Annotated in this window: 17 protein-coding genes; 8 read left to right on the forward strand and 9 right to left on the reverse strand. The window is 58.0% G+C overall.

Going from position 1 to position 22,779, the window contains the following annotated elements; translation table 11 throughout:
- Window positions 1–81: 81 nt before the first annotated feature.
- Window positions 82–2,181: a relaxase domain-containing protein gene (locus MP439_01675; protein MCI2974773.1), complete on the forward strand. Its 2,100-nt coding sequence runs from the start codon at window positions 82–84 to the stop codon at window positions 2,179–2,181.
- Window positions 2,182–2,340: 159 nt separating this feature from the next.
- On the opposite strand, the gene MP439_01680 is transcribed toward MP439_01675, so the two are convergent.
- Together MP439_01680 and MP439_01685 are read right to left on the reverse strand one after the other, a co-directional pair.
- Entirely contained in the window at window positions 2,341–3,687 is a 1,347-nt protein-coding gene (locus MP439_01680; protein ID MCI2974774.1) for a methylmalonyl-CoA carboxyltransferase, read from the reverse strand.
- 4 nt (window positions 3,688–3,691) lie between these two features.
- Window positions 3,692–4,882, reverse strand: coding sequence for an FAD-dependent oxidoreductase (locus MP439_01685; protein MCI2974775.1), 1,191 nt, complete (start codon window positions 4,880–4,882; stop codon window positions 3,692–3,694).
- Window positions 4,883–5,545: 663 nt separating this feature from the next.
- Here MP439_01685 and MP439_01690 point away from each other — a divergent pair.
- Together MP439_01690 and MP439_01695 are read left to right on the forward strand one after the other, a co-directional pair.
- On the forward strand, window positions 5,546–6,526 hold the full coding sequence (locus MP439_01690; GenBank protein ID MCI2974776.1) for a flippase-like domain-containing protein: 981 nt from the start codon (window positions 5,546–5,548) through the stop codon (window positions 6,524–6,526).
- Entirely contained in the window at window positions 6,516–6,893 is a 378-nt protein-coding gene (locus MP439_01695) for a hypothetical protein (GenBank protein ID MCI2974777.1), read from the forward strand. The genes MP439_01690 and MP439_01695 overlap by 11 nt, the downstream gene beginning before the upstream one ends.
- Window positions 6,894–7,215: 322 nt before the next feature.
- Here the strand turns inward: MP439_01695 and MP439_01700 are convergent, their stop codons facing one another.
- The 7 genes from MP439_01700 to MP439_01730 all read right to left on the reverse strand — a co-directional run bounded on the left by MP439_01700 (window position 7,216) and on the right by MP439_01730 (window position 16,036).
- Window positions 7,216–7,893, reverse strand: a complete 678-nt coding sequence (locus tag MP439_01700) for an alpha/beta hydrolase (GenBank protein ID MCI2974778.1) — start codon at window positions 7,891–7,893, stop codon at window positions 7,216–7,218.
- Window positions 7,894–7,991: 98 nt separating this feature from the next.
- Window positions 7,992–9,884: a GGDEF domain-containing phosphodiesterase gene (locus MP439_01705; protein MCI2974779.1), complete on the reverse strand. Its 1,893-nt coding sequence runs from the start codon at window positions 9,882–9,884 to the stop codon at window positions 7,992–7,994.
- Window positions 9,885–10,540: 656 nt separating this feature from the next.
- Window positions 10,541–12,286, reverse strand: coding sequence for an FAD-binding protein (locus tag MP439_01710; GenBank protein ID MCI2974780.1), 1,746 nt, complete (start codon window positions 12,284–12,286; stop codon window positions 10,541–10,543).
- A 59-nt stretch (window positions 12,287–12,345) separates the two neighbouring features.
- Complete coding sequence (locus MP439_01715; protein MCI2974781.1) at window positions 12,346–12,801, reverse strand: MaoC family dehydratase; 456 nt, start codon at window positions 12,799–12,801, stop codon at window positions 12,346–12,348.
- A 40-nt stretch (window positions 12,802–12,841) separates the two neighbouring features.
- Window positions 12,842–13,114 carry an NrdH-redoxin gene (locus MP439_01720; GenBank protein MCI2974782.1) on the reverse strand — a complete coding sequence of 91 codons (273 nt, stop codon included), beginning with the start codon at window positions 13,112–13,114 and terminating at the stop codon, window positions 12,842–12,844.
- Window positions 13,115–13,253: 139 nt separating this feature from the next.
- Window positions 13,254–15,074: a translational GTPase TypA gene (gene typA, locus MP439_01725; GenBank protein ID MCI2974783.1), complete on the reverse strand. Its 1,821-nt coding sequence runs from the start codon at window positions 15,072–15,074 to the stop codon at window positions 13,254–13,256.
- Between the two features lie 68 nt (window positions 15,075–15,142).
- Entirely contained in the window at window positions 15,143–16,036 is an 894-nt protein-coding gene (locus MP439_01730) for a cytochrome c oxidase assembly protein (protein MCI2974784.1), read from the reverse strand.
- Window positions 16,037–16,222: 186 nt separating this feature from the next.
- Between MP439_01730 and MP439_01735 the strand changes: the two genes are divergently transcribed.
- From MP439_01735 to MP439_01755, 5 genes are all read left to right on the forward strand, one after another.
- Entirely contained in the window at window positions 16,223–18,244 is a 2,022-nt protein-coding gene (locus tag MP439_01735) for a WYL domain-containing protein (GenBank protein ID MCI2974785.1), read from the forward strand.
- Between the two features lie 72 nt (window positions 18,245–18,316).
- Window positions 18,317–18,706, forward strand: coding sequence for a pyridoxamine 5'-phosphate oxidase family protein (locus MP439_01740; GenBank protein MCI2974786.1), 390 nt, complete (start codon window positions 18,317–18,319; stop codon window positions 18,704–18,706).
- Window positions 18,707–19,017: 311 nt separating this feature from the next.
- Window positions 19,018–19,554, forward strand: coding sequence for a MarR family transcriptional regulator (locus MP439_01745; protein MCI2974787.1), 537 nt, complete (start codon window positions 19,018–19,020; stop codon window positions 19,552–19,554).
- A gap of 90 nt (window positions 19,555–19,644) precedes the next feature.
- The gene (locus tag MP439_01750; protein MCI2974788.1) at window positions 19,645–22,002 is read left to right on the forward strand and encodes an MMPL family transporter; all 2,358 of its coding nucleotides are present in this window, start codon (window positions 19,645–19,647) and stop codon (window positions 22,000–22,002) included.
- On the forward strand, window positions 21,944–22,750 hold the full coding sequence (locus MP439_01755) for an enoyl-CoA hydratase-related protein (protein ID MCI2974789.1): 807 nt from the start codon (window positions 21,944–21,946) through the stop codon (window positions 22,748–22,750). The genes MP439_01750 and MP439_01755 overlap by 59 nt, the downstream gene beginning before the upstream one ends.
- Window positions 22,751–22,779 lie beyond the last annotated feature (29 nt).

Below are 22,779 nucleotides of genomic sequence, written 5' to 3' on the forward strand. Positions count from 1 at the left end.
GCAGGTCTTGATCCTGTAGGGTAAGTGCTGTATTGGTGGTGCTCCCACCCTCATCGGTTGAAGAACCAAAGGGGGGTGGGGATGCGCCTTTCGAAGATACGGGGATCGCTTAGCTACTATTCCGAGCGTGAGCTGAGCGACGAATCAGGTGATGTCCTCTGCTTGGCGTATGGACGGGCTGGGGATCGGGTTCAGGCTAATTCCGTCGGTGTCGAGGCGCTCCTTGACTCCACCCTGGGTATTCGTTACCCTATCAAAGCGCTCGATATCACGGTTGCTGCCCCGAAGGCAGTGTCGATCCAATGGGCATTGGCCAGTGATAGTCAGCGCCAGGACATCGAGCGCGCGCATCATGACGCCGTTGCTCGGACCTTAACCTTGATGCTGTGGGTTGACGCGGCGAAAGTTGGCTCCGACGGTGGACTTCGGCCGATCGAAGGAGTGCGGGCTTTTGATGTTGGGCACAAGCTTTCGCGGGCCGGTGATCCGCATCTGCATTCGCACGTAATTATTCCCAATGTCGGTGAGGCTGATGGACATCGAGTAGCGCTTGAGCACGGCCGTTGGCAGCGGGGACTCGCCGTCTACGAGCTGGCCTATCGGTCGGAGCTGGCGGCCGGACTAGCCTCGCTTGGCCTCCAACTGATCGGGCGTGGTCTAGAGCCGTGGCACATCGTTGGTCAACACCCAGGACTGAACGAGGTGTTTTCAAAGCGCCGGAGAGAGGTGCTCGCTCTCAGCACCGAGAATGCTTCGAGCCGAGCGCGCCAGCTTGCTGCGATCACGACTCGTCAACCAAAGACGATCCATGTTGAGACGGAGTTGCGCGAGCAATGGGAGGCCGAGGCACACGCGAACAGCCGAGAGAGGTCACCGGCGATGGCTAGCAAGGATGTTCGGGTTCGGGTGAACGCCCCTTTGCTCAATGAGGTCGCCTTTGCGATTGAAGAGGGTGCTGTTGGGATATCGGCAGCCACCAAGATTGCATTCTGTCGAGCATTGGGTGCCGATCGGGCTAGGGAGCTGATCCTGGGGCAAGCGGTCGACCTGGGTGGCGTCAAGGCTGGCCTTAACGGGACACTGTGTCAAGCCTATCGCTCGCTATCAGTGAGGGAGCGACTTGCGTTGATGGAGACGCCGATGGCCAACCTTGAGGTTGTTCGTGCACCTCGTGAAGTGACAGCGATGGTCCGGGAGCTGGAGGCGAACGGGCTCACGGCCCGAACGCCAGTTCAAGTGGCGACTCGGACTGTGCAAGAGGAGGCACTCGTCGTCGGATTCAGTCAATATCGGCGATCGACGATTGGGCCGACACTGGTGGTTGATGCCAACGTTTGTTCGCCGTCTGAACTGGCAACCTTGGTGGCGAGGTCGCGTACGATTGTGCGCGAGAATGGTTTGGGTACCCAAACTGCCGGCTCCACGATGTTGATGGGTATGCAAGATGACCAGGGCCGGGCACTTGTGGTTGCTGAAAGCGCAATCGCGGTTTGGCATGCCTTCGTTGACGACTGTCACCGCTGGGTCCAGGCCGGCTGTGGTGAGCAAGTCCATTTCGCGACACCATCGCCTGGGTTGACGGCCAAACTAAGGCGCGAGGTTGCAGAGCGTTCCCCTGATGCGATAGCCGGATTTCTCGGGGCGATGCCGCTCTTTGATGGCGAGCTCGTCAGATTAGATGATGGACGACAAGGGGCACTGCGTGGGATCAAGGGTGGTGAGCTGGTGGTCGATATTGAGGAGACTCGTCAATTGGTCAGTGTGTCGACCACACGGCTGGCGTCGTTTGGCTCACAATTGATGGGCACTGACGTGGTCCGTTACGGGCCGGCTCGGGAGGGAAACCACGAGGCGAAGCGTGCCTACATCTGTGAGGCGGGAGTAAACGAGCTGGTGAGGAGTCTTGACCTGAACGTGGATGGTCAAGGGGTTTGTTGGGTTCGCGAGGGGGCGGTTCGATCGATCTCGACCGCTCGCATGCGCGAATTGGAGCGCACGAATGGTCGATTCGTTGGGCAGGAACTCTATCGCCTTCGAGCTATTACGACGGTATTAAGTCGAGTCTACGATTCGGCTTCGGAGTTAGGCCTTGATGAGCGACGTGGGCGCGATCGTATTATCGACGAGCGCCTCGGACTCTCTCGCGAGATGGCTGGCCGCCAGAGGGCGCGTCAGCTATGACCCGTGATAATTGGGCGCGCTGCCCTGATGGTATGCATGGATGACGCGAGCGTGGGAGGTGCTGGCGTGTCCAAGGAGGTGATGGGAGCGTCCGCAGCGAGGGCTTGCTTGGTTGTTAGGTCCAACGGACTGTGATTGCACCTTGAGTGAGAGGATTGGTCACAGTGGAGAGTTCGCGTGCTTGGCCCTCCGCAGCTGTTCCTTTTTCGTGGCCAGCAGATCGAACGTGCGGACGAGGTGGGCACGCGTGAGGTTGGGATCGATCACGTTATCGACGTAGCCACGCTCGGCGGCGAGCCAAGGTGTGAGATATTCGTCCTCGTATTTTTGTTGGTGGCGTAGGCGCTCCTCAGCTGGCGCTCGCCGGTAGATGATCTCGACGGCTCCCTGCGCACCCATGACGGCGATTTCGGCAGATGGCCAGGCAAACGTGATGTCGTTGCCGATTCCTTTGGAGTCCATGACGATGTAGGCTCCGCCATAGGCTTTTCGGGTGATCAGGCAGACTCTTGGTACGTTACAGGCGGCGTAGGAGAAGGCGAGCTCTGCCCCATGGCGAATCATCCCGCGCCACTCTACGTCCTTACCAGGTAAGAAGCCAGGGGTGTCGACCAGTGTCAGGATTGGAATGTTGAATGAGTCACAGAAGCGGACAAATCTTGCCCCCTTTTGGGCCGCCGGAATATCGAGGGTACCGGCCATGATTTTCGGTTGATTCGCGATGATACCGATCGTGCGCCCCTCGAGACGGGCGAGACCGATCACGAGCTGGTTGGCCCAGGAGGCACGTAGCTCGTAGAATGAATCGGCATCGACCAGGCCTTTGACGAGATCTCGGACGTCATAAGCCGCCGTTGGCTGGTTAGGCATCAGATCTGCGAGGTCGATATCGTCGGGGTCTCGAGGTTCGATCCTGGTGGGTAACTCATCGGTCGAGTTGGGCAGGTAGTGGAGAAGGTTCAAGATCGACTCTTCGATATCGCGGCGATCGTTAGCGACATCAAAGGCGACTCCGGAGCGATTGAGGAGCACCGATGCTCCGCCCAGCTCCTGATTGGTCACCGAAACCCCCGTAAACTCAGCGACTGATTGGGGGCCGCTCAAAAAGGCGAAGGAGTCTGGAGCAATGATGACGTAGTCGGCGAGGCCGAGGAGCAGTGCCGGCCCCGACACCGCTGGTCCCGTCAGCCCCAGCAGGATAGGCACCCTTCCTGAACAGTGGGCAAGTGCACGGGCGGCGACCCCCCAACCGTGCAGCGCTGCGACACCATCCTGGATTTTCGCTCCCGAGGTGGAGAACTCGCAGACGATCGGGATGCCGATGCTGGCGGCCGTGGAGGCGGCATGCGCAATTCGTTCACCGTCGCGTTCGGAGAGTGCCCCGCGGCGGGTCGTTGCTCGCGACGAGATCCACATGACCTTGCGATCACCAAAGGTCCGAAGCTCGGAACGGGTCGATCCCGTCGAGGAGGCCTTGAGCTCAAGGTGAGGACTTTTTCTGAGCATGAATTTAGGGCTCCTTTGGCGTGATTGCGGTGGAACGAATAATGCGTTCGGCCGCTTTGCGACCGGAGGCGATTGCGCCGTTCATTGACGGCGATTCGAGGTAGTCGCCAGCGAGCAACACGTGGTGGCCTACCTCACTAACGCACCGAGCGGGTCGAGGGAGTGCATGCTCGATAATGCCAAGCTCAACGATCTCTAAGGATTCAGCCCGGCACCCAAGGGTATCGGCGAGGGCCTGATGGACTTGCGCCGGAGACGCCTTGGGGTCAAAGGATGCGGTGATGAGGTGTCGTTGGGCGTCGTAGTTGACGTAGCTCGGTGCGATGTCGCTCATCGGTGCGGCGGTGAAGATCGGGCTTTCTGGCGGAGGTAAGAGTACCGCTGGCACCCCAAAGAGGCGCGTGTCGCTCAAAACGTGGATAAACCCAACACGGTGCATTGGAGGTAGGGTAAGTCCCACAAGTGGTTCCAGCTCTGGAGGGTCGACGGCGAGGACGATCCAGTCGGGATGCGCGCTTACCTGATCTTCGAAGCTCAGCGTGCCCGTCGCCACCGACGTGACTCTGTGGTGATACTCGATATGGCCGTTGAGTTCAGAAGCGAGAATCGCAGGCAGCTGTTCCATTCCCTCGGTGGGTAACGAGGCGTAGCCATTCAAGAAGCGACCCATGACGAAGCGCGCAAAGTCCGATGGGTTACCGAGACTTGGATCGAGTGTGATGCCTCGCAAGAGCGGGGCGACAACTGAAGCCCCGAGGTGCTTAGGGAGGAGGGCTACTAGATCGGCGATGGTCGGCTCCGACGCACCAAGATAGCGGCCAAGCGCTCGCAGGCCTGGCATGCCCACCAGGCTCGTGATGGTCTGTGCCATGGCACGATAGGTTCCTGGAACGCGTCGGGGGTCTGAAAGCAGCAGTGGTTCGCCAGGTTGAGGAATGTAGACACCCGGATAGAGGCGGTGCAATGGCAACTCTTGCACCGCGACGAGGCGACGCAGTTCCGGGTAGTCCTCCAGAATGATTTGGAATCCTCGATCGAGAGTAAGACCATCGACATGAGAACTGGCCACGCGTCCTCCGGGCCGACCTAAGGCCTCATAGATCACAAAGTCGATGTGGTTGATCGCCAGATAGTGCGCGGTGGCCAAGCCAGCCATGCCTGCACCAACGATCGCGACCGTTGGAGACTCCTCCACTCGCATCCCTCTCTCTCACCGATTCCTAATCGACCAGCCCACCTGCGTCCTGTGAGCAAGGTGGGTTCGCACTAACCATACGCTAATATCGCCACAGCTCGCCCTCGTCCATGCAGGATCGGGGTCACGTGTTTGAGCGTTGTTGTGGGTGATCTACGCTGACGCGCTAGGGGCGCCAGCCAGCGTCATGGTGCTATCAGGTTTGCAATAGTGTAAGGGCCATTTGGCAGGGTCAATCGACACTGATCGATGAGATCTCTGGTCAACGCAAGAGAGGATTACATGCCGTGACGCCGTCCACGATTGATCGGCGCTGGTCGATAGGAGTGGAGGTCCTGTTTGTCGGTTCGTGGGCATGGGATCTAAGGGCAGCCGTTTGCGGTGATCATCAAGACATGGCGAGACCTTCCATCACATAGGGTACACCAGCTCAGGTGCTTGTGGGCTCCTGGTGATGAGTCGTAGGTGGAGATAGTCTTTGGAGGCGAAGTTTTGTAGGGCCCTGCTGTTCCTGCGATACCACGGGGCGATGAGTGAGGTCGAACATGTCGCTCGTGGCCTGGTCTGGACGACCCGGTATGCCCTCTAGTCTGCTGTAAGTAAAAACGTTTATCGAGTCGGGTAGGTAGATACGGAGCAGCGTTCGAACGGTCCTTCGGTTCCGTGGCGGTGAAGACTTTGCCTCGACGCGTGCTGCAGATCGGCGTCGGTGTTCTTGCGTTGGTCGTTGCCGGAGCGGTCCTCTATGGTGAGCGCGGTCAGCTCAGTGGTACGGCCAAGGTGCTCGCGAGTGCGACCCTTGGTCTCGTCGTTGTCGGATTTGGACTTGAAGTCCTGTCGGATGTCTCGTACGCCCTGATGACGTACTATCTCTTGCCAACGCGACTTGCCAAAATTACGCGCCGATGGTTCCTCGGCGCATCGTTGGCGGCGATCGCGATGAATGACTCGATACCACTGGGGGCCGGTTTCTCGGTAGCATATCTCTATCGCAAGTTACGCGGTCGAGGTTGTAGTGTCCTGGAGGCTACTGCAGCGCTGCTGGCTGGCAACCTGTTGGCGATCGTTGCACTGCTCGTGTTACTCGGGATTGTTTTGGTTGCCCACACACAGGCCACCAGCGTCCTTAGTGGCGTTGACATCGTCATTCTGTTGTTGTTGTTATTGTTGGCCGCTGGTGCGATTGTTCGAATTGATCGGTTCTTGGTTCTGGCGTTTTGGGCAGCAAGCTGCGTGCGCTCCCTCCTACATATGAAGGTTGAGGCGACACAGGAGAATCGGCGCTCGGCAGGCCAGATGCGGTTCACGCGCCCCGCCTTGCTCAAGTCGTCCTTCGGGGCACTCGGTAATTGGTTGTTCGACCTCGCGACCTTGGTGTTGAGCCTCATAGCGGTGCATGCTCACGTGGGGTTGGTTGGCGTGACGGCGGCCTACGTTCTTGGCGCGTTGGCGGCCAATCTCCCGATCACGCCTGGAGGCCTCGGTGTGGTTGAGGGCTCTATCACGGTCGCTCTAGTGGCCTTTGGTGGCGCACCATCGGCGATGTTCGCGGCTGTACTGCTGTATCGTTTGGTGAGCTTCTGGGTCTGGATTCCGATCGGTTGGATCAGCTATTTTGTGTTAGGTGGTCTGCATGAGAGGTAGCGTGAAGAAGATCTGGCTGTGCATGGTGTTAGTGTGCACGATGGCGCTTGCAGCATGCGGTGGTGCTCGCTCGGTGGGAGGCACTTCGGCGGCGAACTGCGTTGGTGCGTTGCAGCGAGCGATCACCACGGTACCACATCAGGACGAATTCCGCGGGTTGGCTCAGGTGAACGCCAAGGGATTGGCCCACCTGGGGTTTGGCCAGGTCGCCGCGGGACAGTACTGCGTGGTGATGTTCTTGAACCGGAACCTTTCCAATTCTCATCGGTTTGTCCTCGACCTCTACGGCTATACCGAGCATCCGGTTGACTTCGTTGGTCATGTGCGACACGACCGTAAGCACCCCAAGCTGTTGGATCTCGCCTAGAAGCGGTTGAGCAGCGCATGCGTGGGTGATCGACCTGTGCATGCAGACCGGCGGGTCGACGCCTCGGTGTGGTTGAGGGCTCTATCACGGTCGCTCTCGTGGCCTTCTGGAGGAGTGACGAGGTCGCAAAGGTTGGCATCCGCGGCTGAGGCCGCACCTGCTTTACGGGCTCAAGGGTGTTTCTGCAAGATATTGGCACCCAGCAGATGGTCCGTCGGTGGCGAGCATCGCTGCCGAGATCCTTGTCACATACGTAGTCTTTCGAGTTGCGCACCTTTGCGAGCCGGTATCGATGGTTGTGAGCGGGTTCAGGTTAACGGACCTACGATGCCGAAGTAGAGTCTAGAGTTTCCGTGAGTCGTGAGATGATGAGGTGCCAGGCATCACCCTTGGGGTTTATCATCGATACGTGCCCCTGATCCGGGAGCAGTTCGAGTGAGACATGGTCACCACGCGTTCGTGCGGTCTGCGCGTAGGTGATGCTGTTTGCCGGCGAGATCACCGAGTCGGCGAGGCCATGGACGATCAACTGCTCGATGCCGATAGGGAGCAGTGCGAGAGGAGACGATTCACGGTAGTGTTCGCTAACCGTTTGAGGCAGGCCACCACAGAACCTCCGAGCGGCGCCACGTCCGAGGTTTGCATCAGCGACCATGACCAGATCAAAGATCCCAGCCAGGCTAACGGCGAGACGAGGACGTAGAGTTGGCCGCGTCGAGTGACGGCGATGTTGACGTGAGAGCGCACAAAGCATGAGCTGCGCGCCAACGGAGTGGCCACAGATGACGATACGCTCCATGTCCACGCCGGCAAGCTTGTCGAGTGAACAAAGTGCAGCTTCAACGTCGCTGATCGATGTCGACCAGCCTCCACCGCCGCCCAGCAGGCCGAAGCGGCGGTACTCGATGTTGTACACCGCGAAGCCATGACGCCATAAGTCCCACGCCAACGGATGCATGAGCCTTCGGGTGTAGTGGGCACGCCAGAAACCCCCATGCACGAGGATCACGACTGGAGCAGGGGAAGTTGATTTGGGTAGCCAGAGGTCGGCGACCTGAGCTCGGTTCGTTCCGTAGCGGAGTAGGGTATGGGAGCCACTCAAGGGCTGGCCTTTTCCGGAGTCGTCGCAGCCGTCGCCAGGTAGGCCAATAGCGCGTCTTCGGAGAGCGGTTTGGCGAAATAGTAACCCTGAAAAAGTTGGTATCCAGCGCTCTTCATGCGTTCTGCGCTTTGAGTATCCTCGATTCCTTCGGCAACAGCACAGAGATCGAGGCGTCTCGCGAGATCTCCGACAGCTCCGGCGATGGCGAGATCATTGGTTGAGACCGCAGATCCTTGGACGAATTGAAGATCGAGCTTGAGTTCGTCCACAGGCAGTGTTCGCAGCGAAGCCAACGAGGTGTACCCGGTGCCAAAGTCGTCGATCGAGATGCGAACACCAGCGGCGTGTAAGGGTCTGATTGCTTGTACCGCACGCCCAAGGTTAGCGGCCGTTGTTTCGGTCATTTCGATTGTTAAGCATTGCGGGTTAAGACCTCGGCTGTCGAGTTCGCGCATGACCCAGGTGGACAGATCTCCTCGGCTGAGTGTTTGTGCCGAGAAGTTGACGGAAACTGATAGTTGAATCCCTTGTGCACGCCATCGGACTTGTGCATCCAAGGCCTCTTTGAGCACCCACTCTGTCAGGCGGTCGATCAGTCCAGTACGTTCTGCATGAGGGATAAATCGATTGGGCCCGAGCTCTCCGAGCTGAGGATGTCGCCACCGAATCAACGCCTCCACCCCGATCGGTCTATTGTGGTGAACATCGACTTGGGGTTGGTAAGCGAGCCAGAGTTCGCCTCGTGAACCGGCTGATTCCAACTCTGCGAGGAGACGGAGATCGCTTGCGGTGAGTGCCCAAGCGTCTGGGTCCCACCATGTCCGATCGATATTTTCGCGGGCGGCACGGCGAGCGCTTAACGATGCACGTCTGATCAGTTCTTGTGCGTCGATCTGCTCAGAAGGTGCGCCCGTGAGGCCAATATGGGGACGGAGTCGAACCTTCAAATCTCCAACGGAATAGTTGCCACTTTGTAGGGAGCCCAAGACAGTTGCGGCAAGCCGTTCGCCAGCCCTGATGATCTTCTGTGGGTGTTGCGATTGAGCGCGGGTATCGTCGAGGAACCGGATTGCGATGATCTCGTCAGTGTCAATACGGCCTATCAGGGAATCAGCAGGTAGTACTTGACCAATATCTTCCACAAGTCGCCGTAACAATTCGGATCCTGCGTGGTGTCCGATTGCTTCGCGAGTCTCATCTAAGCCCTGGAAGACGATGCTGGCAATGACAATCGGGTGGTTATCGGCGATGTGGGGGGCTATGTCAGCGACGATGCCGAACATGTTGGGCAGCCCGGTATCGGCATCGACTGATTCTCGGGTGCGTGCGGTACGCGTAAGAAGGATAACGACAAGGCCAACCGAGCTGAAACTCGTGGTCGTTAGCGTGAGTATGCTGGCCGTGCCAATAAGCCCGACAGATGGTTCAAGCACCAACGCTAAAGCCATGACGGCTGAACCTACGTAGGCCAAGGTTGCTTTGAACTCAAGGAAGAGGGCGACAAAGACGATGCCGGGCACCAAGAGCATGACCGCGCCCGTGGTCAAGGCATGGCCACGGCCGAGCCAGGCCGCACAGATTGCGTTGCCAATCCACAAGAGACTAAAGATCCAACTGCCATGTGGGCCAATCGAGCGGATCGTGATCAGCAGCACCCAGCAGGCGAGCATCAGGATCCCTGCGCTCGTGATGACAAGGACAGACGTTGCATCGCCTCGCCAAGCGAGGTCCACGATCGGCCAGAAGAGGCATCCGATGAAGAAAAGGATCCGTAAGATCGAGAGTGGGCTCATGAGCTCGAGTGGTGCACCAAGTGTGATCCACGAGCGGATCTTGGGAGCTAGCCGACTCTTCACCGGTGCGTGGGCCGCGAGCGGGGAGCTTGTCACCGTGAGGGCGTTATCGCTGTGAGCACCCCATCCACGCCAAGTGGTGGCTACGCGGCCGGGTCGCTTACTAGTGGTCCGCGTGTGTCTCACGTGACATCACAAGGATCGACGGAGACCTCGTTGCGGGAGGCAGTGTCGACTGTCATTGTCTTCAGTGACGCCGACCAGTGAGCAATCCTCGTTAGCCTTCCCAAGTCTGGGGTTGTCCCCCTCAGGCGGATACTTCGCCTATGGTGTGACACGACTTGCCCCTGTCGGTGGCCTGCGAGCCCCAAAGGATCGTTGGAATGCACGATTGGCGCCATGAATTGCGTCATCGGCTGCGATTGGAGCCGGTACAATGCCTCCCGATCCGTGTTCATTGTTGCTGGCATAGATCCTCATCGGATCACTTTGCACGGTACTTTATGAGTCCAAGCTCCCGGTTGGCTCGTTATGGAGTGACTGCTGCCAAGCTTGTTGATGCTGGTGTCATGGGATTGGGGCACCCTGGCTTGGGTTCCTTGCGCCGGCGTAGCCTGCGGTGAATGAGTGGCGCGACCCGAGGCAGCTATCTGATTTTGCGCGACTGGTCATCGAGATCATCTTGACCAGCAGCATTCACTAGGGCTCACAACATAACTTGAGAAGCCATGCTGAAAGGAGGCAATTGCTCATCAAGGACGGATTTGCTCGCGTAGATGGTTGACGATAGGTGGTAGTGTGAGATGCCAATCACCCAGGACGGTGAGATCGACTCCTGGGTCAACATCTGGGGGCGTCGTCGTAAGATTGACGGTCATCAGGGCTCCGCGGACGCCAGCGAGATGGTTATGGCTCCCTCGTGTTCCGATGGCGATGTAGAGTCCTGGAGATACTGAGCGACCAGTGATGCCTATCTGCCGTGATCGTGGCATGATTCCACGATCAGCGATCTTGCGGGTACAGCCGAGCTGTGCTTGCACGCTGGCCGCGAGCTCTTCGATTAGAGGCAGGTCCTCAGCGCTGACGCCGGCACCAACGCCAAAGATGATCGGAGCGTTGGCAAAATCGAGGATATCTAGTATCTGGTTCGCGCTAAGGGTGACTCGACCACGCCTTTGGACCACAAGGGTGCTCTTGGTAGGTGTTGCAAGACGTCGAGATGGTAGGTGTTGGGGCATATCTGGACGAAGAAGCGCGATCCCGAGGCTGGTAACGGCGGATACGTTGGCCGCCGATGCGATCGATCCAACACTCTTTGCTCCACTCACCAATGGCGAACGATCGCTACTAAGCCGGGAGAGATCGGTGAGGACACCGGCGTTCAGACGGGCGCCAAGACGTCCGCCCACCTCGCGTCCAAATGAGGTAGCCGGGGTGACTAACAGCTGTTGTGGATGTGCAAGAAGCCAGTTTGCGATGGCAGGGACGAGGTCATCCTCGACGGGGGCTCCATCGATTTCAACTAGGTAGTCGACGCCACCGAAGTCCTCCCCACCCTCAAGTGCGTTGTGAAAGGATAACACGGTTAGCTGGCCGTTGATGGGGTCGATTCCTGCCCCAAGGTAGTTGATTAAGTGACGATTGAGCTTGGGTTGTCCGGGATCGCAAAGGTAGGCAACGCGATCAAGACCGAGCAATTCCGACTGAGTGACGACGTCGAGGGGTTGGAGTGGTCGATTCCGAATCATGGCAAGTCCCTTGTCAAGTTCGCTCCTGCCGTCGATGACGATGTTGAGGCGATGGGTCTCGTCATGGCTGATCCCGTCGACCACGGTGCGCGCGCTCGGTACGGCTTCGACAAAGCCGAGTTCAAAACGTCCTAAGGTGCTAATGCGCTGCGCTGGTATCGCCTCGATCTCTTCATCTGTGGGCTTTGCTGGCGCACAAATCCGTTCAGCGACCGAGATTACGGCTGGAAGCGTTACGGATGCTGAACGGGTGCCATCATCGAGTTCGGTGTCCAGCGTCGCAATGTGGTCCTTGAGTGCCAGCTCGCGAGCCGCTCCCGAGTACGGGATGTCAAGGAGTTCGGCCAGTTGGGCTCCGACGATGCCGGTATTAGCGTCGACGGCAAATCTGCCGGTGAGGATGAGGTCGTATGCAGAAGGGTGAGTCTTGACGAAGCGTGCAAGCACCTCTGCGGTTGCCAGCGTGTCGGCGCCGGCAAAGGCGGAATCAGTAAGGTGAAAGGCTTCATCGGCGCCGATGGCTAGCGCCTCTTTGAGGATCTGTCGTGCCGTTGGTGGACCCATGCTGACCACGTCGCACGTACCACGATGTTGGCGAGCCAACGCTACTCCGAAGGTGACGGCGCGACGACAGAACGGGTTTAGCTCCTGGTCTTGTGGTCGGCGAACCATTTGGCCGTTGGCGTCGAAGTCGGCACTCTCGGCACGACTTACCTGCTTGACGGCAACCAGAATACGTAGACCATCCATCGATCACTCCATTTGGACACAAGTGGGGCTGGGGATAACAGATTGGGTGGCGCACACCGTCATTTGGAATGACCGCGCCGAAGCACAAAGTTGCTGGCGATCATCGATAGTACTGGAGCTCCGGTCTCGGGGTGCAGTTCGATTTTGGTCTTCACGATTCCACGATCTGGCTTCGATTGTGAAGGGCGTGCCTCGACTACCTCGCAGGACAGCCAGAGTTGGTCTCCACCACGCACTGGAGCGAGCCAACGAAGCTGGTCAAGCCCTGGTGACCCAAGACTTGACGCTGACGATAGATAGTGAGTGACCAGCTCCTTCATGGCGACCACACAGGTGAACCACCCACTCGCGATGATCCCACCGTAGATGCTGGTACGTGCTGCCTGGGGGTCGATGTGGAAGGGCTGAGGATCCCACGCGCGGGCAAAGGCGATCATGTCGGTCTCAACGATCTCGATCGGGCCGAACTGTTCGATCATTCCGACGGGATAGTCCTCAAAGAATCGTGACTCCATTGTGGTCATCTTAGCGAGATGTCGAGCGCTACCAAAGACGTTAGCGAGGAGTCGTTGATTCGCCTGTGGGCGGGACGGCGACCCCAAGCTTCGCAGCAAGTTCAGCATCACTTGGCTCGACGAGGAAGCTACCGTCGTCGAAGATGATGGTGGGTATCCTTGGCTCTTCACCTTGGAGCTGCCGTATCAGCGCCTTGCCTTCGGAGTCTGCATCGGTATCGATCCATTCGAATGTCGTCTCCGTCTCGATCAGGAGTGTCTTGGACCGCCGACAGTCTGGGCACCAATCGGCGCCATACACCCGAATCGTCATGGGCATATCACCTTCCTTTCGATACGACGACGCAGACTGATCAACCGCCGTGGCCGGGCACTAGTCAGCCCTTTGTTGCCATGGTAGTCGCCACTCCGGTACTCTCGTGATCGGATCGTGAGGCCCTCGGCAATCTGGACTAGGACGATTGACCAGGGCGTCGGGCTTTGGCGCGGGCCGCCGCTTCCAAAATGACCTTTCTCACACGCACCTGCGTTGGGGTAACCTCGACACACTCATCATCGGTGATGAGCTCGAGGGCTGATTCAAGCGTCAGAGGAATCGGGGGCACGAGCCTCACCAACTCGTCCGCAGTCGATGAGCGCACGTTGGTGAGTTTCTTCTCCTTAGTGGGGTTCACGTCCATATCACCTGGTCGGGCGTTGATCCCGATCACCATTCCCTCGTAGACTTGATCTTGGGGCGACACAAAGAGCTCGCCGCGCTCCTGGAGATTTAAGAGCGCATAGGTCATGGCGACACCGGTTCGATCGGACACTAAACTTCCCTGGCTTCGCGGCTTGATCTCGCCGACAACTGGACCCCACTTTTCAAAAGTGTGGTGGATGATCGCGCTGCCTCGCGTCGCCGAGAGCAGCTCGCTCCTGATGCCGAGCAGTCCGCGGGACGGGATCAGATAGCTCGCTCGAATCCAACCGGAGGCCATTTGGTGCATGGCATCAAGCGTCGCCCGCCGCATTGAAACGATCTGGGTAAGCGAGCCAAAGTACTCCTCAGGAACATCGACTTCGAGGAGTTCAAAGGGCTCTTGGAGTTTGTCGTCGACCACCATGGTGAGGGCCTTGGGCTTAGAAACGGTGAGCTCGAAACCCTCCCGGCGCATCAGTTCGATGAGGACAGCGAGAGCGAGCTCTCCACGCCCCTGTACCTCGAAGGTATCGTTGCGTTCCGTTGGCACGACCTTGATGGCGACGTTGCCGATGGTCTCTTGCGCAAGCCTCGAGCTGATGAGGCGCGCAGTCAACTTCTTACCCTCTTTGCCGGCAAGCGGTGATGTGTTCACCCCGATCGTCATTGAGATCGCTGGCTCTTCGATAGTGAGAGGGGGGAGGGCGACCGGTGCCTCGGAGTCGGCAATTGTTTCTCCAATGTTGACATCTTCGAGTCCAGCGACGATGGCGAGTTCGCCGGCAGCGACCTCGTCAACCGCCACCCGTTCGAGATAGTGGGTGATGAAGAGTTCACCCAGGCGAATGCGCGTTTGCGTGCCATCGATATGAATGCGGGTCACGCTGGCGCCACGCTTGAGCGAACCGGCAAAGACGCGACAGATGGCGAGTCTACCGAGATAAGGAGAGGCGTCGAGGTTGGTAACTTGGGCCTGCAACGGAGCGTCGGGTACCGCAAACGGTGCTGGGATCGTCTCGATGATGGCGCGAAAGAGTGGCGTGAGGTCCTTCTCGAGGTCGTCGGCACTCCGGCCGGCAATCCCTTGCTTTGCGGAGGCATAGATAACGGGGAATTCAATCTGGTGCTCATCGGCGCCCAACTCAATGAAGAGATCGAGGATTTCGTCGAGGACCTCTGCTGGGCGTGCGTCTGGCCGGTCAACCTTGTTCACGACGACGATCACCGGCAGCTTGCGCTCGAGTGCCTTGCGCAGCACGAAGCGAGTCTGAGGCAATGGCCCTTCGGCGGCATCGACCAACATGAGGACGCCGTCGACCATGAAGAGTGCTCGTTCCACCTCACCGCCAAAGTCGGCGTGTCCAGGCGTATCAACCAGATTGATTTTGTAGTCCTCGAAGAACACCGAGGTGTTCTTGGCCAAAATCGTGATCCCTTTCTCACGTTCGAGGTCCATCGAGTCCATGATGCGATCCTCGATGGCCTGATTCTCTCGGAAGGCTCCCGATTGACGTAGAAGCTTGTCCACGAGCGTGGTCTTGCCGTGATCGACGTGGGCAATAATGGCAACATTGCGTAATTCGTTGGGCACTGTAATGAATACTCCTAGTCGTTTGGGCGCGGTTTATCTTGAGCATGATGAGGTGGGTTGGATGTTGTCTAAGCGCCGTTGTCTTTGCGAGTCCGCTTGAACTCGCGCTGGACATCGAGCCAAGTGATCGGCTCGGGGTCTGCACCCAGGTCCTCCTGCTTTTGCGCCCTGACCATTATAGCGATAGCGACTGCCCAGAGAATCCCGAAGTCAATGACCTTGGAGATTCCACCGGCAAGCTGCTGGTCAGCGACTTCGGAAATGTGAAAGATGAGATGTAGATTCGAAGCGAAGATGGGGTAAAAGGAGTGATGAGCGAAGATCAGGATCACCGCTGGAAATGAGGGTATCAGGCTTTGGGCAAAGAGGTAGAAGACCCGACCACCGGTTGACAGTTTTTTGGTACCAGGATTCAACCGCAGCGCGGGAATCCACATCAGTACGCCGGCGAAGATGAAGACGACCTGGAGATAGGTATAGACAACCAGGGACGTGGCTTGGGCCTGGACGATGGTCGGAAGCATCGAGAGCATGAGAACCGCGCAATAGAGGATGGTGGTAAGGGTTGGGGATGTCAACAGTTCAAGGAGGGCATCGGCGAATGGCGTCTCGGTCAACTTGTGGAAAAGCCAGTTTGGGGTGCCAAGAAGTAGCAACGGTACCGCGACCAATTCGATAACCATGGTGTGGGTCAGGTACGCGAGGCTTGATACGTATCGGGCAAGCTCCAGCGATGGCCAACTCTCCATGAGCGCCAGCAGGACAAGGCCTACAAGAAAGAGCGTACGTTGCCGCGCTGAGACGACATCTCTTAGGCGTATTCGCTTCGGCGAGTCGCCGAGCCGACTGGCGACCTTGGGCACGAGTTGATAGTAGAATAGCCACCCGAGTAGTAGGACGATCAACCCCCCGTACGGTGGGGTGATGTGAATGACGGCTTCTCCTGTTACGGTGCCAAGCACCAGCTCCTCCCAGCGACACACAAGCCTCTAGCGAGTGAGACCCCGCAAAGATGGCACCCTCCTAGTCTAGGCTCGCGTGCGCGCTAACCATAGACTGGCATTTGAGAGTGGATCGGTACCAACCAGTGGATCGGTCCCTGGGATTCGATGGTTCCGGTTGCAGACTCTAGAAGGGAGAAAACGGTCGTGGCTCTTGATCCTTTGATCCGGCTGGTGAATCTTTTCGAGCTGCTCAGCACCAGCAAGCAACCACTCACACAGGAGGCCCTCACTGATCTGATTCCCGGCTTCCCGGAGTCACCCGTTGCCCGCGCTCGTGCCTTTGAGCGCGCTAAGGCGAGCCTTCGCGAGATCGGGATTCCTGTCAGAACGGCCGCGTTGCCTGGGCGCGCGCACGTGGGCTATTGGATCGATCCAGATGATTTTGCCTTCGATCTTGATCTCACTCGTGATGAGTGGGCGGCGCTCGAGGCGGCACTTGGGTGCGCAGTGTTTGTCGGGCAGCATGGGCAGCACTTCGAGAGTCGTCTCGGTTTGCTCTATCGTCAGGTCGCCCCGATTCTGTGGGACATGGGAGGGCTGACCCGTCTTGACCCTGCTCTTGCGGAGGCGATCGCTGGCTCCAAGCGCGTTCGATTTGGCTATCGAGGACGTGAACGTGACGTCTTCCCTTTTGGGGTTTTGATGCGCTGGGGACAGACGTATCTGGTGGCCGAAGAGGAAAACCGACAGAAGAGCTTTCGGATCGATCGAATCGAAGGTCCCTATGTGCTTGGTCCCTACGAGGCGCATTCGAGACCGATCGATCTTCGATCAGCGTTGCCCTCCCATCCCTGGCACCTCGAGATCGATCAAAGGGTTCAGGTGACCCTCTTGGGCGCGCGCGCCCAACTGGAGCATCTTGGGGCGACGCCCAATCATTTGAGTCCAGATCCAAGCGGTCTCTCCACTGGAGTGGTTGAGGTATCGAACATGGTGGCCTTCTTTGGGGATCTGATGATGGAGAGTGCTCCGGTCGTTCCGATCGCCCCACCTGAGGTTCGTGTGCGTTTCATAGACCATGTCCATGGGGCTCTAGCGGCGTTGCAGAATAACTTTACGGTCACAACATCTACGCCGTCGCCGGTCGTTGCGAGGGTGTCCACCCGACCGCCTCCACGTCGTAGTCATCAACGACTTGAGGATCGCTTCATGGCCGTGCAACAGCTGCTCTCATATCTACGGATTAATGGAGGCTCGGCAACGATCAAGGCCTTGACTGAGGCCTCTGGGTTGCCGGCCGACGAGGTTGTGGAGCTGTTGGAGTCTGCGTCGTTGGCGGGACTGCCGCCCTACAGCCCGGATGTGTTGTTAGACGTGATAGTCGACGAGGAGTTCGATCTCGTCGAGGTCTCGGTGGATACTGAATTGGGACGCACCAAGCGCATCGACGTCGTTGAAGCCATGACGGTGCTGGCGACCCTGGATGCGGTGGCGGGTCTCTTGGAAAACAACGACCCCGAGCTGACGAGTGCTTCACGGAAATTGCGCTCCGCTATTGAGGGTCAGTTTGTCCGCGTCGGTGACGTGGTGAACCTCGATAACCCACCGGAATCACTGGCTCTCTTGCGTCGAGCTGTCGTCGTCCCAGATTGTGTCGAATTCGCCTATACCGATGCCGAGGGGAAGACAACGACCCGGCATGCGGTGGCCTTGACGCTTTTCGTCGTGGGTGGGCGTTGGTATCTGTTTGGACTTTCTGAAGGTAAAGAACGACACTTTCGTCTGGATCGTATGCGCGAGGTGCAACTCACCCCCTTCGATGGCTGCCACGATGCCCTACGAATTCGTGAGGGTCGCCAATCCATCGATCGTCTCGATCCTTTAGGTCTTCGCTCTGCCGGGCAGCCGACGAGACTCAGGTTGAGGGCTGATCAAATGCCCACCCTTGAGGCGTTGACTGGAGGCGTGTTCGATGTTGAGGGTGATGAGGTCATTGTGTATAGCTTTCGTGATGAATGGCTTGCACGGCTGTTGCTCGCTCTTGGCCCAGGAGTGCGAGCCGCATTGCCGAGTGCGACGATCGAAATGTTTCGCAACATTGGAGAGCGGACGCTGGTTCAGTTTGATAGCCCTTGGACCGAACCCGCGTCAGTTGGCCCAGGCGATCAGGGAGGCAGTACAGATGAAAGCAGTGCAGATGAAAGCGGGACAGATGACGGGAAATGAAGACCCGCAGAGCACCTGGGGTGTTGCATGTGCCCAGGATGCAACGATTGGGCACAGGCGTTGGTGCTAGCAATGAAGTTGACCCAAGTAGCCATCGTCCGTGCCGTTGAAGAGAACCGCCACGGGGTGTTGGCAACCATCATGCCAGGCGGTTTCGTCCACTCCGTGTTGGTCAACCCCTTTTGGGTGGAGGATGCACAAGCCGTTGGAGTATTCTCGAGACGCAAAGCTCAAAAGATCAGTAATCTCGTCAACCGGCCGGTCGCGACCATCACGCTGGTGCGCGACACCCGATATCTCTCCCTTATGGGCTCAGCGAGTCTGGTAGGGGAGTCTGACCGGGTGGCGGACTGTTTCGATGCGTTTTATAAGAAGTATCAGCGATTTCCAGCAGAAGCATCCGACCGGGTTCTGATACTCGTGCATGTCCAACGCACCGTTGGGGCGTTGGACATGCGTTGACGTATCAAAGATCGCCGCTCGGCCCGCATGGTAGGACGTTCCTGAAGAAGTTCGGAGCACAAATCGCTGGCAGTGTTGGCAGTTCGTTGATCCTGTACCTATGCTTTCCATCTGAAAACAGTTTTTAACTAAACTATGCCGGTTGTGCGCGTGACGCATGCACTGGCGCTCGTCAACGTGTTGGTGGCTCGTTTAGATTACGAGCGCAAGAGAATGGTGCATAGAGAGGAGATCGCGATGCCACGTGGTGCTTGCCGAATCGATGAAGTGATGACTGGCGCTGTCAAGCGAGTGGCCGGGGTTGCGTTGTGGTGATTGAAGTTAGATCGGACCAGATTGTACGTGATGCCCCCTCGCCGAGTGGTTCCCCTGACCAGACCCTTGGGCCAAGAGTCAACGATGCAAGACTCGGTGGGGCGGTATCGCTGATACTGGCGATGATGCCAGTGGTACGGACCATCAAGGCTCGTGCTGGCACCTGCCAAGTTCACGGAATGTCGGTGACGCCACGGCACATGCAGGTGTTGATGCAGGTGTACATGGTGGGCCGGGTGACGGTCAGTGAACTCGCTGACCAGCTGCGACTGAGTTTGGCAAGTGTCTCATTGATCGCTTCGCAGCTGGCCTCGGTCGGGTTGCTCGAGCGCCACGAGGACCCTCAGGATCACCGGCGTACTGTGATTGGTCCTGGCCCAGAATACGACCGGTTTGTTGGTGAGGTGTTGGTCCAGCGCTTTGAGCCCTTAATGCAGGCACTTGCGGGCCTCAGCCCAGACGATCGAGTGGCCCTCGATCGAATTGCACACTTGTTATCGATGAAGTTGATCGAGACGCTTGATGAAGCATAACGCGAGCGACGGGTTGACGATGAGGAATAACAGGTGGTCGGCTGAGGTTGTCCCCTCTGGCAGAAAGACATCTATCGATGGGAGTCTACGTTGAGTCGTTTCTTCGAGCGTCTTGGGTTGTTCACGGTCCGTTTTAAGTACGCGATTGTCGTGGTATGGATTGTGGGTCTCATCGCAGCGCTGGCCTTCCTGCCCTCGATCGGATCGGTCGTCCAAAATAACTTCTCAAACTTTTTGCCTACGAACTCTCCTTCGATTAAGGCGGCACAACTTGCCGACGTGTTTCAAAAGAGTACCGATTCTACGGTGGTGGTCATAGCTGATAGTCCACACGCTGCGCTTACATCGGCAGATTCCGCCTATCTGAGCACACTGGCAGCGCAATTAAAGACGGTGCCATCGGTGGTCAAGTCGAACGTGGCAGCAATCTCGGCTAATCAGAAGGCGGAGCAGATCGAAGTCGTATCGTCGACGTCACAGTTCGATGATATTGGTATTAAGACGCTTGTCAATGACATGGCGGCCAAGTTGAAGGCCAGTCCCGCCCCTGCGGGGCTCCAAGTACACCTCGCGGGCACGGTGGCGACCGCGGTCGCACAAGCCGACCAGAACAATTCCAGCGCCAGCGCAACCCAGGGCTTTTCGGTGCTGTTCATCCTGGTGCTGTTGTTCATTGTCTTCAGGTCGGTGCTCGCACCGTTTCTCACCCTGTTGCCTGCTCTTATCGTCTCGCTGCTTGCAGGTCCAGTGGTGGCTAGGCTGACCTCGGTCCTTCATTATCAGGTCTCTAGCGTTACGCAGCTGTTGATGATCGTGCTTGTCCTCGGTGCCGGTACCGATTACGGCCTGTTTTTGGTGTTCCGAACGCGTGAGGAGTTGGATCGAGGGCGCTCTACCCGCGAGGCTGTAGAGCACGCCCTCGCAAAAGTCGGCGAGTCGATCACTTTCTCGGCGCTGACCGTTATAGCAGCGGTTCTCATGCTGATCACCGCCACCTTTGGTTTCTATCGTGGCCTTGGGTATCCGCTTGCCATCGCGGTCTTTCTCATGTTGCTCGCAGGTCTTACCCTTCAGCCAGCGCTCCTTGCGATCTTTGGCCGGGCGGCGTTTTGGCCACGCCGTAAGGTTCAAAAGCGGTCCGAAGTCAAGTACGGACTCTGGGGCAGGGTTGCGGGTCGGTTGGTGATGCGACCGGCAGCGACGTTGCTTGTTGGTGTGGCCTTCTTCGGCGTCTTGGCTCTCTTCGCTCCGCTGAATCGTCCCTCCGGCTTTGCAAGTAATGCGTCGGCACCCTCGGGTACGAACGCTTATTACGGCAACAAGGATCTCACGAAGTATTTTCCTAAAGCCTCGTTTAATCCGACCGAGTTGATCTTCCGCTTCTCGTCACCGATTTGGGATCACGTGGGAACATTGACGACATTGCAGGACGATATCTCGCATTCATCGCTGTTCACCCAGGTTGATGGCGCGCTCAACCCAGCGGGTGTAAACCTTGCGACGTCGAATCTCGAGCGGCTTCATGCGGTGCTGGGATCGGCATCAAATCTGCCACAGGTGCCAACGCAACATCTGGTCACTGGCGGGGCCTACCAGCTCTATCGGGCGACAAGCAACTACATCAGTAAAAATGGACACGAGGTGCTCTTTGAGACGACGCTTCGGGCCGGTTCGCCTGGGCAGAATCCGGCGATCAATGCCGTGCCATCGATTCGTTCCTTCACGACCAATTTGGCAAACAAGGTTGGCGCCACCAAGTCAGGTGTCGCAGGGGAGGCGCCGGCTTCGTACGACGTCTCAGCAGCGTCGAATCATGACCTAGTCCACATCGTACCGTTGGTCATTTTGATCATCGCCATCTTGTTGGCGCTGGTGTTGCGATCGATCGTGGCCCCGGTGTTCCTAGTGGTGAGCGTCGGGCTCTCCTTCTTCGCCGCTCTTGGTGTGGCGGTGTTGATCTTTATGAAGATCGGGAGCCATAGTGGGTTGATCTTTATCTTGCCCTTCATGCTGTTCCTCTTCCTGTTGGCGTTGGGAGAGGATTACAACATCCTGGTCATGACTCGAATACGCGAGGAGTCTCATCATCACACGGTGAAGGAAGCGGTTGTCGCTGCGATTGGAGCCACTGGTCCGGCGGTGACCTCTGCTGGCATGGTGTTAGCGGGCACGTTCTTGGTGCTCGGTCTAGCTTCCGCTGGACAGGCGGAGGTGGAGGAGATCGGAATTTCGTTAGCGCTCGGCGTCTTGATGGATACTTTCTTGGTGCGGACGCTGCTCGTTCCCTCCGCAGTCGTGTTGTTGGGTCGGTGGAGTTGGTGGCCGTCCAAGCTCAGTGATCTCGAGCCCGACGGGGCACCTGCTCGCACGCAAGGCGCAGATGATAATAATGCAGGGCTATCGTCAGCCGATCAGGACGATCGTGAGCCTGAAGGGCAGCTCACCTGAGATGCCAGGTGCGATCTATGCCCAGGTGGATGCCCCGACAAAGGTAGCCACGGTCTGGATCGATAACCCTGATCGCGTCAACGCGATGTCGATTCACATGTGGAATCGGCTGGCGGAGGTCTTGCATGGTCTTGGCACCGATCGCGCGATACGCGTTGTTGCCATTCGCGGAGTTAACGGCGCGTTTTGTGCTGGTGCAGACCTCAGCGAGTTCGGTGAACACCGGCGTGGAGCCGACACCATCGCCTACGATGAGCGCACAGAGGCAGCGCTGTCGATACCTCGTCAGCTGCCAATGCCGGTCGTCGCGTTTGTCGAAGGCTACTGCCTCGGAGGCGGGGTCAGCATCGCCGTCGCCTGTGATCTGGTGTATGCGGTCGAGGGAGCACGATTTCAAATCCCTGCGGCGCGCATGGGAACCGCCTACCCAGATGGTGCGCTTTTGCGCCTGCGTGAACGTGTTGGCTCTGCACAGGCGTTTGACATGATCGCCACAGCGAGGCGGCTTGAGATCGCTGATGCGCTTCGCATCGGGCTCGTGACGGTGTCGTTTCCCTCGAGCGAAGCAGTGGCCGCCACATTGAGCGATATCGCGGCTCTTGCCCCACGCTCGATTGCGGCTGCAAAAGCGGCCATGGAGGGGCGTTTAAGCGAAGAGGAGCGACTCTCAATCTTCTCCAGTTCCGATTATGACGAGGGCTTGCGAGCCTTCAGTGAGCGTCGCTCTCCCCGATTCACTGGATTGTGAATCGCATCGCGTCATCGGTGCATGCTACA

Source organism: Ferrimicrobium sp., from assembly GCA_022690815.1.
Lineage (GTDB): Bacteria > Actinomycetota > Acidimicrobiia > Acidimicrobiales > Acidimicrobiaceae > Ferrimicrobium.